We start from the raw sequence: 12,868 nt of genomic DNA, 5'->3' as shown, positions 1-12,868 counted from the left end.
GGCCGCGGCGGGCCCGGGTGCGAGACTGCCCCGATGGCCCTCACCACCGCCGCGCCCTCCGTCGATCCGGTCCGGCTCCGTCCCGGGCTCGCCCCGTACGCCCGCACCACCGTGCGGCTGCATCCGCGGCGCGGCACCCCCGGAGTGACGGACAGTCATCTGGGCGGACCGCTGTACTGGCCCGCCGGTGAGCCCTGGCCGCACTGCGCGGACCACCGGGATGTGAACGGCCGTCCCCTCGGGCCGTACCCGATGGCCGCGGTGGCCCAGCTCACCGCGGCCGACTTCCCCGAGATCCCCTTTCCGGCCGGCACCGATCTGGTCCAGGTGCTGTGGTGCACCGACTGGCACGACCAGCCGCACCCCGAGGGCTGGGGCCAGTCCTGCCGGGTGTTCTGGCGGCGGACCGCGGAGATCACCGCCGTTCGGGAACCCTCCGCCGGGGAACCGGGCACCGGTGACGCGCACGACGAGGACATGGTGCCGCGGCCCTGTGTGCTGCGGCCGGAGCGGATGGTGGAGTACCCCTGGTACGAGGAGCTGCCCGGCGGGCTGGGGGACGGACTCGGCGAGTGGTACGAGGAGGTGTCCACGGTCCCCGGCTGCAAACTGGGCGGCGCGATGGGCTGGGCGACGACCGATCTGCCGGCGGCGCTGGACTGCGGTGACTGCGGCCGGCCGCTCGCGCTGTTCCTCCAGTTCGACACCTATGAGTTCCTGGGCGGACACGAGCCCGACCGCTGGTGGCCGCTGGAGGAGCGTCATCTGGTGCCGGGGACCGCGGAGTTCACCGCGGCGCGCGAGCCGACGGGGATGACGGTGGGGCGGGGCGGCCACGCCGGGCTGTTCCTCTGCTCGGCCGACCCCACCCACCCGCCGTCCTTCTTCACCCAGTAGGGCCCACCGGCCGGTCGGTCCGCAACTGCTCGAAGAGCCGCTTCGCGCGCCTGTCGTCCCACTTCACCGCGCTGCCCTTGGACGTCGGGAAGCCGAGGCTCGCCACGGGCACGTTCAGCTGCCTCCCGGACCCGCCCGCGACGCCCTGCATCGCCTGGAACATGGACTTGAGCGTCGGCAGGTTCATGTCCTTGTCCACGATGAGGGTGTCCAGACCGGCCCCCACGGTCGGGAAGACCTTCCACGGCACCAGGACCTGGCCCGGCTCCGCGGCCTTCTTCGCGAGGGCGGACAGGAACTTCTGCTGATTCGCGCTCCGGCCGAGGTCGCCCTTGGCCTCCTGGTGGCGCTGGCGGACGAAGGCCAGCGCCTGGGCGCCGTCCAGGGTCTGGCACCCGGCCTTCAGATCGGCGCCCGACTTCTTGTCCTTGATGGCCCGGTCGAGACACATCGGGACCCCGCCGACCGAGTCGACGACGTTCACGAAGCCCGCGAAGCCGATCTCCGCGTAGTGGTCGATCCGCAGTCCGGTGTTGTGCTCCACGGTCCGCACCAGCAGTTCGGGACCGCCGAGCGAGAACGCGGCGTTGAGCTTGTTCTTCGCCGCCCCGGGGCGTTTGCCGGTCATGGGGTAGGTGAACGGCGGGAGGGTCACCCAGGAGTCGCGCGGCAGGCTCATCAGCGTGCTGCCATGGGCCCCGGTGTGCAGCACCATCATCGAGTCGGTGCGGCGGCCCTCGGCCGAGCCGGTGGTCAGATCCTTCTTGTCCTTGCTGGAGAGCCCGTCCCGGCTGTCGGAGCCGACGATCAGGTAGTTGGTGCCCTCGCCCTTCGCGGGGCGGTCCTCGACGCGGCTCAGATCGACGTCGGTGTTGAGCTGGGACGTGGCCCAGCCGTAGGCGGTACCGGCCCCGGCGAGGGCCAGCGCGAGCACGACGACCACCGTCCGCCGCAGCCGCCGGGGCCACCGGCGGCGGGGAGCGGTCCCGTCTCCCCCGTCGTCCCCGTCGCTCCCGCTTTCCTCACGCGGGCGGTACGGATCCGGTGGTATCTCCCGTAGCGGCACCGGCTGTTGCCGCTGTGGCGGAAGGGCGCTGTCCGCGTACGGCGCGTAGTGGTCGCCTTCATGCGGCACGTAATGGTCGCCCTGGTGCGGTACGTAGTGGTCGCCCTCGTACGGCACGTAGTGGTTGCCCTGGTGCGGCGCGTAGTACCCGGGGTCAGTCGGGTCGTACGTCCACTGGTCGGTCATGGTTCTCCTCACCCCGTTCACTTGGACGGCAGGCGCTCGTGGTGGCGCCCGGCCGGTTCGGAGGTCAGCTGGTCGCCCGCGGAACCGGAGCGCTGCATGCGGTGCCAGCGCAGCCGGGTGCCGAACAGGGCGCTGACCACGGACTGGATGATCACCAGGTACATCAACTGCCGGTAGACGAAGAGCTGGAGCGGCATCGCCCACAGCTCCCGCAGCCGCTCCTTGTCCAGCCGCAGCGCGTATCCGGCGCCGAGGAGCTGCACCACGAGGAAGGCGAACCACACCCCGATGGACGACAGCGGATCGGCGAACAGCACGCCGTACACGGCGAAGACGTCCACGATGGGCGCCATCAGCGGCAGCACGACCTGGAAGAGGAAGAGATACGGCAGCGCACGGCGGGCGAAGCGTCCGGCCGGGCCGACCTCGGTGAGGGCGCGCCGGTGCTTCCACATGGCCTGGAGGGTGCCGTAGCACCAGCGGTAGCGCTGCCGCCACAACTGCCGCATCGAGGTGGGGACCTCGGTCCAGGCGATGGCGGACTCCTCGTAGACCACCCGCCAGCCCGCCCGCCACAGGGCCATGGTGAGGTCGGTGTCCTCGGCGAGGGTGTCCTCGCTGACGCCGCCGACCCCCAGCAGCGCGTCCCGGCGGAAGGCGCCGATGGCGCCGGGGACGGTGGGCATGCACTCCAGGACCTCGTACATCCGGCGGTCGAGGTTGAACCCGAAGACGTACTCCAGGTGCTGCCAACGGCCCAGCAGCCGACGGCGGTTGCCGACCTTGGTGTTGCCGCTGACGGCGCCGATGGCGGGGTGGGCGAGCGGCTGGACGAGCTGGTGGATGGCCTCCGGTTCGAAGACGGTGTCGCCGTCGACCATGACCACGATGTCGTGCTGCGCGTGGACCAGTCCGTTGTTGAGGGCGGCGGCCTTGCCCGCGTTGCGCTGCCGGATCACCATCACCCGGGGGTCGTCGATCCGGGTGGCGAGATCCGCGGTGCGGTCCGTCGACCCGTCGTCGATGACGATGACCTGGAGCTGCCGGTGGGTGGAGGCGAGCAGCGACCGCACGGTGGACTCGATCCCCGCCTCCTCGTTGTACGCGGGGACCAGGACCGTCACCGGTTCGTTCACCTCGCGCAGCCAGGGCGAGCCGGGCCGGAAGCGGTGCAGCCGCCGGACGTGGGTCCGCGCGAGGAAGAGGAGCAGCAGCAGCCGCAGCAGGGCCAGCACCCCGGCGATGCCCAGCACCCAGGTCATGGCGTCGACGAAGGTGTGTCCGATGCCCTGGACCTGGATCAGCGCCTTGCCCTGCCAGTGGCCGACGGTGGACGCCGGGGAGTTGGCCGGGGCCTGGCCGAGCCCCTCGGACACGGTGGCGAACTTCTCGACCTTCCGGTTCCGGAGGAGCTTCTTCACCTGGCCGTAGGCGGTGTCCGTCTGGCTGTACTGCCGGACGACGCCCCGTTCCGGTTTGCGCAGCGGCCGGTCGGCCGCGACCACGAGGTAGCCCTGTGCGGCGGCGCGCCGTGCGGCGGTCCACTCACCGCCGCAGAGGGTGTCCGCCTGGGTGGTCAGCGGCAGCCGCAGGAGTTTGGTGGTGACACCGGCGGTGCCGGCGAGTGCGGTCTGGGTGAGCGAGAGCTCCAGCCGGGTGCGCGGTCCGGAGACCGAGCCGAGGTCGGATCCGGTATAGGTGAGCGAGCCGAGCTCATGTCCCTCGGCGCGGATCCGGCGCACCAGCTCCGGGTGGCGGACCGCCTGGGCGCCGGAGACGAAGAAGGTGGCGTGCGCGCGGTGCTCACGCAGCAGGTCGAGCAGACGTGGGGTCCATACGGAGTTGGGGCCCCCGTCGAAGGTCAGGGCGACGGTACGGGCCGGCATCCCGGCCGTCTCCACCGTGTTCCCGGCGATGCGGACCACCGGCTCGCCGGTGTCGGCCGCCTTCGGGATGGGGTGGGTGCAGGGCTTGCGGGTCTGCTCGGAGGCGACCTCGTGGGTGGTCCAGCCCTCGAAGACCAGCGCGGCGGCGACCGCGGAGATGACGATGATCAGCAGCAGCCAGTGGCCGCGCGGCGGGGGCCGGAGTGCGTGCCGGCTCACCAGGGGCTGCCTCCGGTGGCGGGGGCCGTGGCAAGGGGCGCGGACACCCCGGCGCCGTGGAGGTGTGCGCCGGACCAGGGCCCGGCGGCCGGAGCACTGCCGGTGGTGGACCGCTCAAAGGTCGCGGGCGGCGCCTTCTCGTCCTTCCCGATCACCCCGGACAGGGCCGCGGCCAGCAGCAGCAGATAGCCGAGGCAGACACAGCCGACCGCCAGCGCGACGAGCCGGAGGAGCTGCCTCCGGCCGCCGGAGGCGTTGACGAATATCTGCCCGTTCTGTTTTCTCCGCCGTCGCTTCGCGGTCACCTTCTTCACCATGTGGCGGGAGTGTAGTAACGATCTTCCGCGCCCGTGGCCGCAACGGAGGACTTCGCTCCGTTATGAACCGGGGGCCGCCGGGTCCGTCCGACCGGCCGATCGCCCCGCGAGCTGGGGCCAGTGTTCGAACCAGCGCCGGTCGGCCTCGAGCTGAGCGGCCAGCGAAATGAGACGGGGCTCACTGCTCGCCGGGCCGAGGAGCTGGGCTCCCAGCGGCAGGGTGTTGCCGGCGTCGGCGAACCCGGCCGGCACGTTCACCCCCGGCCATCCCAGGACGTTCCACGGCCAGGCGTAGGGGCAGGCCGCGATCATCGCGCGGTCGGTGCGCCATCCGGAGAGCCCGGACATCGCCCCGATCCGCAGCGGCGGGGTGGCGGTCGTCGGGGCCAGCACCACATCGAATCCATGCCGGTGGAAGATGGCGCCGACCCGGCGGTGCAGCCGCAGCTCCGCGGCGCGCGCCCAGCGCAGCGGACCGCCGCCGAGCATCCGTCCGTGGCGGGCGGCGGCCTGGGTGCGGACGTCCAGCAGGGCCTGGTCCGGCACCCGCGCGGCCCATTCGCGGATCCCGGCGGTGGCGCGCGGCAGGAAGGCGAGCCCGACCATCCCGTAGCGCGGCTCGGCCTCGACCACGTCGTGGCCGAGAGCGGCCAGCCGCTCCGCGAGCCGCCGCACCGCGGCCTCGACCACCGGATCCAGCTCCTTGGGCGTCCCGGTGAACGCGGGCTTGAGCGAGAGCGCGATCCGCAGCCGCCCCGGGTCGCGGCCCACCGCGGACAGCACGTCCACCGGCTCGGGCCGGTGGAGGTCGCTTTCATGGTTGCCGCTGGCGGCGTGCAGCAGCAGGGCGGCGTCCGCGACCGTGCGGGCCAGCGGGCCGTTGCAGGTGATGCCGTTGAACGCCTCGGGGTCCGGCCAGGTGGAGATCCGGCCGCGCTGCGGCTTGATGCCCACCAGATGGGTCCAGGCGGCGGGGATCCGCACCGAACCCGCACCGTCCGAGCCCAGCGCGGCGGGGACCAGCCCGGCGGCGACGGCGGCCGCGGCGCCGCCGGAGGAGCCGCCGGGGGTGTGCGCGGGGTTCCAGGGGTTGCGGGTATCGCCGAAGGCCGGGCCCTCGGTGAAGGGCCACTGGCCCAGCTCGGGGGTGTTGGTCTTGCCGACGATCACCGCGCCGGCCGCCCGCAGCCGCCGGACGACCTCACCGTCCTCGGCCTTGAGGGGAAACTCCCCGGGGCAGCCGAACGCCGTCGGCTCCCCCGCCAGATCCGTATCGTCCTTGATCGCGATCGGCACCCCCAGCAGCGGTGCCCGCTCCCCCGCCGCCAGCCGCCGGTCCGCCTCGTCGGCCTCGCGCAGCGCGGCCTCGGTCCGGATCCGGCGGAAGGCGTTGAGGGTTCCCTGCGTCGCGGCGATGCGCTCCAGCGCCTGTTCGACCAGGGCGCGGGAGGACACCTCGCCACCGGCCAGCGCACGGGCCTGTTCGCCCAGACCCTTGGGAATGACGCTGGTCACCCTGGACCTCCTCGATTCGCACGGATTCGCACGCGGAACGGCGTGACGGTACACGGCCTACGGGTGAGTTCGGCCACTCCCCCTTTACCCCGGGTGGGTCGTCACGCACCCTGGGGAGGCGTGGGGTGACCGATTCATCCCGTTCATCACGATCATCTCCGAGCACCGAGGACACCCGTATGACCGACATAGCGGCGCGCCGCATCGGCCTCCGTCCCCGTACCGGCGGGCCCAAGGACGACGACCAGCTCAAGGAGCACATCGCGGGATGGGCCCTCGCCATCGTGATCGCGATGCTCACCGTCCAGCTCGGACTCTTCTTCTAGGCCGCTTCCGGGTCGCGCGGGCTGCTTCCGGGCCGCTACGCCCCGCGCCCCGCGTCAGCGCACCCGCCGCAGCTCCGCACCGCCCGCCGACGGGCCGTCCGGCAGCCCGCCACCTCCGGCGCGGCCCCGCAGCCAGGTGTCGAAGAACCCCCGCACACAGGCCCGCTCGGCGGCCATCGCCCGCCGCGGCCGGACCGTGCCGAGCACCTCGGTGACGGTACTCGCCGGCAGGCCGAGCCGCCGGACGATCTGCGGCAGCAGCGCGACGGCGTCGGTGAACGCCGCATGGCGCGAGCCGCGCAGCGTCAGATCGCACCGCGGGCCGGTGCTGTGGTCCCACAGCGCGCCCCATGAGGGCACGGTGTGGTGATCGTTGCCCTCCATGCCCATGAGCAGCACGGGCCGGTCCACCCCGTCCCGCGCGGCGGTCGAGAGGTTCCCCGGGTCGTGGTCCTCCCTGACGTGGGCCAGCACACCGTCCAGGTTCGCGGCCGCCGCGATCCGCCGGTCGTCGTGCATACCCTGCACCGCCGCGAACCCGCCCGCGGACTGTCCGAACATCCCGACGGCCGACACCTCCGACCCGGCCGGGACCAGCGTCTGAAGCCGGTCGAGGACGAAGCGGGTGTCGGCCACCCGCACCGCGCAGGTCTTCTCCAGCAGGGCGGTGAACGTCCCCTCGCGCTCGGCCCGCTCCCACTCCTCCGGCAGCCGACTGGTCTCCACCCGGCCGTCCGGGAACTCCACCGCCGACGCGTCGTAGGTGTGGTCGACACAGACCACGACATATCCATACGAGGCCAGCTCATCGGTGAGGGTGGTGCCCAGCGAACGCGGGTCGCCGACACCGGGCGAGTAGAGCACCACGGGCCACCGGCCGGTGCCGCGCCGCGCGGCCGGGGCGCCCCGGTGCGCGAAGGTCCGGGTCGCGGCCCAGTCGACGCGCCCCTGCGGCACACCGGTGAAGGAGTTCAGCCGGTCGAAACCGGCCGCCTCGCCCGGCAGTAGCTGCGCGGCGCGCGGATATCCCCCGACGTCCCGGGCGGGATAGCGGACGCTGATCATCAGCTCACGCGAGCGCCCGGCCGCCACCCAGGGATCGGGGCGGGTGTGGTCGACGAGATGGCGGGAGACGGTGCCGACGGGATACGGCCCGGTCGGGGCGGGCAGCGTCAGCCGGGCCCGGCCGCCGGAGGGGTGCGGCGCGGCCCGCGCGGCGGGCGCGGCGACCGCCGCTCCCAGTGCGGCGAACGCCGCGGCGGCCAGTAATCCCCTGCGGTCCGGCCCACGGCCGGAGGTGCGCTGATCCATACAGGTCTGATCCATACAGGTCTGATCCATACGCAGAAGGCTCCCGTCCGCACCGGTCGCACCGCCATCGGGCTGCCCACCGTTCCGGGGTGGGGCCCGCCCCCGTGGGCCCCACCCCCACGGTCCAGCATGCTGCACCGCACCGTATGCCATAGTGGACCAGCCGGATCCACGCGCGAGCGCGCCACCGCAGGGAGAGAACCATGATCAACGACGTAGCGGGCTGGCTGGAGTCCGCCGCCATCGACCCGGCCGTCCACGCGCTGCGCCCCGACTACCGCGCACTGCTCATCACCGCGGAGGGGCTGCGCCCCGGACCGAGTGACGGCTTGAGCGAACGCCTGCTGGCCGAGGCCGAGTCGGCCGCCCGGGAGCGGTTCGGGGACGGGCCGGTGGAGGAGGACCCGCACCTCGCCGCCTGGCGCGAGGCGTTCCGCGGCTTCGGGGCCAAGCCACAGCGCACCCGGCCCAGCGCGGAGGCCCTGCTGCGCCGGGTCGGCGCCGGACTGCCCCGGGTGGACCGGCTGACCGACCTCTACAACGCGGTCTCGGTCACCCACGCGGTGCCCCTGGGCGGTGAGGACCTGGACCACTACAGCGGCCCCGCACAGCTGGTCCGCGCCACCGGCGAGGAGGACTTCGCGACCACGGCCGGGGGCGAGACCGTCACCGAGCACCCCGCGCCGGGCGAGGTGGTCTGGCGGGACGACGCGGGCGTCACCTGCCGCCGCTGGAACTGGCGCCAGTGCGTCCGCACCCGGCTCACCCACACCACCACCCGGGCGTTCTTCGTCCTGGACGCGCTCGGGCCGCTGGACGACATCGCGCTGAAGGCGGCCGGTGACCAGCTCACCGAGGCACTGGCCGAGAGCAGCCCCGGGGTGCGGCTCGCGTCCCGGCTGGTGACGGGCGGCTGACGGCGGCCACGCCACGGGGTCCGCACACACCGCGGGCACCACGACAAAGGCAAGGAGCTCGACCGCTCCTTGCCACTCTCAACGTATAGCGCACCGGGGGCCTTGCGGCAAGGCCCCCTCCGTACCGCAGAATTCACCGTCCGAAAGCGATGACCTGCGGAAACGGGGGATTGTCAATGATCGATGTGATCATCGCCGGGGGTGGTCCGACCGGGCTGATGCTGGCCTGCGAACTGCGGCTGGCCGGGGTGCGGACGGTCGTGCTGGAGAAGCTGACCGAGCCGACGAGCCAGTCCCGCGGACAGGGGCTGCACACCCGCAGCGTCGAGCTGATGGCCCAGCGCGGTCTGCTCGACCGGTTCCTGGCGGTCAGTGAGACGTTCCAGGCCGGAGGTCTCTTCGGCGGCATCGTCACACCGTGGCCGGACCGGCTGGACACGGCCCACCCCTACGGCGTCGCCACCCCGCAGCCGGTCACCGAACGGCTGCTGAACGAACGCGCCCTGGAACTGGGCGCCGAGATCCGGCGCGGCCACGAAGTGACCGGGCTGAGCCAGGACGAGGACGGGGTGACGGTCGAACTGGCCGACGGGACCCGGCTGCGCTCGCGCTACCTGGTCGGCTGTGACGGCGGCCGCAGCACGGTGCGCAAGCGGCTCGGCGTCGGTTTCCCCGGTCTGCCCGCCACGGTCGAGACGCTGCTGGGCGAAATGGAGATGACCGAGGATCCGGCGACGGTCGCGGCCGTCGTCGCGGAGGTCCGCAGGACCCAGCTACGGTTCGGCGTCACCCCCGGTGAACACGGGGTGTGCCGTGTCGTCGTACCCGCCGACGGGGTGGCGGAGGACCGTGCGGCCGAGCCGACCTTCGAGGAGTTCACCCAGCGGCTGCGGGCCGTCGCGGGCACCGACTTCGGCGCGCACTCACCGCGCTGGCTGTCCCGGTTCGGCGACGCCACCCGGCAGGCCGAGCGCTACCGGGTCGGCCGGGTGCTGCTGGCCGGGGACGCGGCGCATATCCACCCGCCGACCGGCGGACAGGGGCTCAACCTCGGTGTGCAGGACGCGTTCAATCTCGGCTGGAAGCTGGCCGCGGCGGTGGGCGGCTGGGCCCCGGAAGGGCTGCTGGACAGCTACCACTCCGAACGGCACCCGGTGGGCGCGGCCGTACTGGAGAACACCCGCGCGCAGATCACACTGCTGGGCACCGATCCGGGCGCGACCGCGCTGCGTGAGCTGTTCTCCCGGCTGATGGACTTCGAGGAGGTGAACCGGTACGTGACCGGGATGATCACCGCGGTCTCGGTCCGCTACGACGTCGGCGAGGGCCATGAACTGCTGGGGCTGCGGATGCGGGACCTGAAGCTGAAGGAGCGCGGCCGTCTCTACGAGCTGACGCACCGCGGCCGCGGGCTGCTGCTCGACCAGACAGGGCGGCTGTCGGTGGCGGGCTGGGCGGACCGGATCGACCACATCGTGGATGTCAGCGACGAACTGGAGGTGCCCGCGGTGCTGTTGCGGCCGGACGGCCATGTGGTGTGGGCCGGTGAGGATCAGCGGGAGCTGCTCGCCCGGCTGCCGCGATGGTTCGGCGCCGCCGCCTGAGCGCGGGCGGGGACGGCCCTCCGGGGCGCGGGAGCGGGGATCAGAACAGCGCCTGCTGTCCGCCCGTCGGCGGCTCGTCCCCGCCGAACAGTTTCGGCGGGGCGCTGAGCAGCGGCGCGATTCGCCGCGACCCCGGACAGGAGACCAGTTCGTAGTCGGAGCGGCGGCCCGGCGGATCGTGGCGGGCGAACCGCCCGCCCACGACCGCGATCTCTCGGGTGCAGACCGGACAGGCGCGGCGGGGAGCAGACATGACCCCAGTGTCGCTCACCCGCCGCCGAGGCCGCGGGCCAGTTCGCGCGCGGACGCAGCGGTGAAGCTGCCCGAGATGACCACCGTGCCGCCGGTGATGGAGCTCGCCACCGAGGGGGCGGACAGCACCCGGCCGTCGCGCACGATCGCGAGCTCGTTCCCCGGGGCCTGCTGGGTGGAGAGCTCCTGGGTGAGCCGGGCGAAGCGTGCGGCGTCCCGGCTGTTGAAGGTGACGGTGACGATGTGGCCACCGCCGTTCTCGTCATAGCTCGCCTCGGCGGACCGGGGCTCGTCGACGGTCATCCCGTCGTCCGGCCGGACCACGTAACAGATCTCCTCCCGGTCCTGGTACGTGGCGTAGCCGTCCGGGTCCGCGGTGAACGGCACGCTCGGACAGGTCCCGGGGGCCGACATCACCACGGGCAGCAGACGCAGCGGCTCCGCGAGCGGTGTGGCGGTGCGGGGCGCTCCGGTGTCCGCCGGGGCGCCCGTCGTGACACTCACGCTGGGGGCGGGGCCGCCGCGCGGGTCCCGGCCGCCCCCGCCGCCCCCACCGTCACCGTCGCCGCCGCATCCCGTGAGCGCCGCCATCACCAGCACCAGCCCCACGGCCGCCGCGCCCCGTACCCGTCCGGCCCCCATCGGCCCGCCCCCTCGCCGTCGTCCGCGGTCCCGTCCATGAACCCGGACTCCCGTCCGTGCACCCCGGACCGCTCAGAATGCATCAGCGGGCACATACGTGCCCCACACTTCGCGCAACGCGTCACACACCTCGCCCAGCGTGGCCCGTGCCGCCAGCGCGTCCTTCATTGGATAGAGCACATTGGCCGTGCCCGGCTCGCTCTCCGCCGCCTTCTTCAGCGCCACCAGCGCCGTACGGACCGCCTCCCCGTCGCGCCCGGCGCGCAGCCCCGCCAGCCGCTCGCGCTGCCGGTCCTCGATCGCCGGGTCCACCCGCAGCGGCTGATAGGGCTCTTCCTCCTCCAGCCGGAAGCGGTTGACGCCCACCACCACCCGCTCGCCGTCGTCCTGCTCCCGTGCGATGCGATAGGCGTTGCGCTCGATCTCCTCCTTCTGGAAGCCCTGTTCGATGGCGGCCACGGCACCGCCCCGGTCCTCCACCCGCCGCATCAGGTCCAGGGCGGCGGCCTCGACCGCGTCGGTCAGCGCCTCGACGGCGTACGAGCCCGCGAACGGGTCGACGGTGGCCGTCACATCCGTCTCGTACGCCAGCACCTGCTGGGTGCGCAGCGCCAGCCGGGCGGACTTGTCCGTGGGCAGCGCGATGGCCTCGTCGAAGGCGTTGGTGTGCAGCGACTGGGTGCCGCCGAGGACGGCCGCGAGCCCCTGCACCGCGACCCGCACCAGGTTGACCTCGGGCTGCTGCGCGGTGAGCTGGACCCCCGCGGTCTGGGTGTGGAAGCGCAGCATCTGCGACTTGGGGTCCCGGGCGCCGAACTCCTCCCGCATCACCCGCGCCCAGATCCGCCGCGCGGCACGGAACTTGGCGACCTCCTCCAGCAGGGTGGTGCGGGAGACGAAGAAGAACGACAGCCGGGGCGCGAAGTCGTCGACGTCCATGCCCGCGGCCACCGCCGTGCGCACGTACGCGATGCCGTCGGCCAGGGTGAAGGCGATCTCCTGCGCGGGTGAGGCCCCGGCCTCGGCCATGTGGTAGCCGGAGATCGAGATCGTGTTCCACCGGGGCAGCTCGGCCCGGCAGTATTTGAAGGTGTCGGCGACCAGCCGCAGCGAGGGCCCGGGCGGGAAGATGTAGGTCCCGCGCGCGATGTACTCCTTGAGCACGTCGTTCTGGATCGTGCCGGTGAGCTGGTCGCCCGTCACCCCCTGCTCCTCGGCCACGAGTTGGTAGAGGAGCAGCAGCAGCGCGGCGGGCGCGTTGATGGTCATGGAGGTGGAGACCCGGTCCAGCGGGATGCCGTCGAACAGCACCCGCATGTCCTCGACCGAATCGATGGCCACGCCCACCTTGCCGACCTCGCCGTGGGCCAGTTCGGCGTCGGAGTCGTACCCCATCTGGGTCGGCAGGTCGAAGGCGACGGAGAGCCCGGTGGTGCCGTGCTCGATCAGCCGGCGGTAGCGGGCGTTGGACTCGGTGGCGGTGCCGAACCCGGCGTACTGCCGCATGGTCCAGGGGCGGCCGGTGTACATCGTCGGGTAGACCCCACGGGTGAAGGGGTACGCCCCGGGCTCGCCCAGCAGCGCGTCCGGGTCCCGGCCGGTGAGCGCGCCGGGTCCGTACACCGGGTCGACGGGGAAACCCGACTCCGACTCGCGCGCCATCGCTCCACGCCTTCCTGGTGGCTGATACCGGCTCTTGTCCCGGTTCGGGCCCTCTTTCACAGCATGCG

At 72.8% G+C, this 12,868-nt stretch carries 12 protein-coding genes; 4 read left to right on the top strand and 8 right to left on the bottom strand.

Annotation, left to right across the window (positions count from 1 at the left end; translation table 11 throughout):
• Positions 1-33: 33 nt before the first annotated feature.
• The gene (locus NMK44_RS18835; protein WP_254744535.1) at positions 34-897 is read left to right on the top strand and encodes a YwqG family protein; all 864 of its coding nucleotides are present in this window, start codon (positions 34-36) and stop codon (positions 895-897) included.
• Here the strand turns inward: NMK44_RS18835 and NMK44_RS18830 are convergent.
• The 4 genes from NMK44_RS18830 to NMK44_RS18815 are packed head-to-tail and all read right to left on the bottom strand — an operon-like array spanning position 887 to position 6,086.
• Positions 887-2,149 (bottom strand): LCP family protein, encoded by a 1,263-nt coding sequence (locus NMK44_RS18830; protein ID WP_254744533.1) that lies wholly within the window; start codon positions 2,147-2,149, stop codon positions 887-889. The two genes, NMK44_RS18835 and NMK44_RS18830, sit on opposite strands and share 11 nt — an antisense overlap.
• A 17-nt stretch (positions 2,150-2,166) precedes the next feature.
• On the bottom strand, positions 2,167-4,257 hold the full coding sequence (locus NMK44_RS18825; protein ID WP_254744661.1) for a bifunctional polysaccharide deacetylase/glycosyltransferase family 2 protein: 2,091 nt from the start codon (positions 4,255-4,257) through the stop codon (positions 2,167-2,169).
• Positions 4,251-4,571: a hypothetical protein gene (locus tag NMK44_RS18820; RefSeq protein WP_254744530.1), complete on the bottom strand. Its 321-nt coding sequence runs from the start codon at positions 4,569-4,571 to the stop codon at positions 4,251-4,253. Before NMK44_RS18820 ends, NMK44_RS18825 begins: the two co-directional genes overlap by 7 nt.
• Positions 4,572-4,631: 60 nt before the next feature.
• The gene (locus tag NMK44_RS18815) at positions 4,632-6,086 is read right to left on the bottom strand and encodes an amidase (RefSeq protein WP_254744528.1); all 1,455 of its coding nucleotides are present in this window, start codon (positions 6,084-6,086) and stop codon (positions 4,632-4,634) included.
• A 179-nt stretch (positions 6,087-6,265) separates the two neighbouring features.
• Between NMK44_RS18815 and NMK44_RS18810 the strand changes: the two genes are divergently transcribed.
• Positions 6,266-6,412 (top strand): SCO1431 family membrane protein, encoded by a 147-nt coding sequence (locus NMK44_RS18810; RefSeq protein ID WP_254744525.1) that lies wholly within the window; start codon positions 6,266-6,268, stop codon positions 6,410-6,412.
• 54 nt (positions 6,413-6,466) lie between these two features.
• Here NMK44_RS18810 and NMK44_RS18805 read toward each other — a convergent pair whose 3' ends face one another.
• Entirely contained in the window at positions 6,467-7,753 is a 1,287-nt protein-coding gene (locus NMK44_RS18805; protein ID WP_254744523.1) for an alpha/beta hydrolase, read from the bottom strand.
• A 173-nt stretch (positions 7,754-7,926) separates the two neighbouring features.
• On the opposite strand from NMK44_RS18805, the gene NMK44_RS18800 reads away from it, so the two are divergent.
• Positions 7,927-8,640 carry a B3/B4 domain-containing protein gene (locus tag NMK44_RS18800; RefSeq protein WP_254744521.1) on the top strand — a complete coding sequence of 238 codons (714 nt, stop codon included), beginning with the start codon at positions 7,927-7,929 and terminating at the stop codon, positions 8,638-8,640.
• A gap of 176 nt (positions 8,641-8,816) precedes the next feature.
• Positions 8,817-10,244 carry a rifampin monooxygenase gene (gene rox / locus NMK44_RS18795; protein ID WP_254744519.1) on the top strand — a complete coding sequence of 476 codons (1,428 nt, stop codon included), beginning with the start codon at positions 8,817-8,819 and terminating at the stop codon, positions 10,242-10,244.
• 40 nt (positions 10,245-10,284) lie between these two features.
• Here the strand turns inward: rox and NMK44_RS18790 are convergent, their stop codons facing one another.
• From NMK44_RS18790 to NMK44_RS18780, 3 genes are all read right to left on the bottom strand, one after another.
• Positions 10,285-10,497: a hypothetical protein gene (locus NMK44_RS18790; protein ID WP_254744517.1), complete on the bottom strand. Its 213-nt coding sequence runs from the start codon at positions 10,495-10,497 to the stop codon at positions 10,285-10,287.
• Between the two features lie 14 nt (positions 10,498-10,511).
• A complete protein-coding gene (locus NMK44_RS18785) occupies positions 10,512-11,138 on the bottom strand; it encodes a SecDF P1 head subdomain-containing protein (RefSeq protein WP_254744515.1) in 627 nt (208 codons plus the stop codon).
• A gap of 72 nt (positions 11,139-11,210) precedes the next feature.
• Positions 11,211-12,800, bottom strand: coding sequence for an acyl-CoA mutase large subunit family protein (locus NMK44_RS18780; protein WP_254744512.1), 1,590 nt, complete (start codon positions 12,798-12,800; stop codon positions 11,211-11,213).
• Positions 12,801-12,868 lie beyond the last annotated feature (68 nt).

Source organism: Streptomyces cucumeris, from assembly GCF_024295805.1.
Classification (GTDB): domain Bacteria; phylum Actinomycetota; class Actinomycetes; order Streptomycetales; family Streptomycetaceae; genus Streptomyces; species Streptomyces cucumeris.
This window is presented reverse-complemented; position numbering and strand designations above follow the sequence as displayed.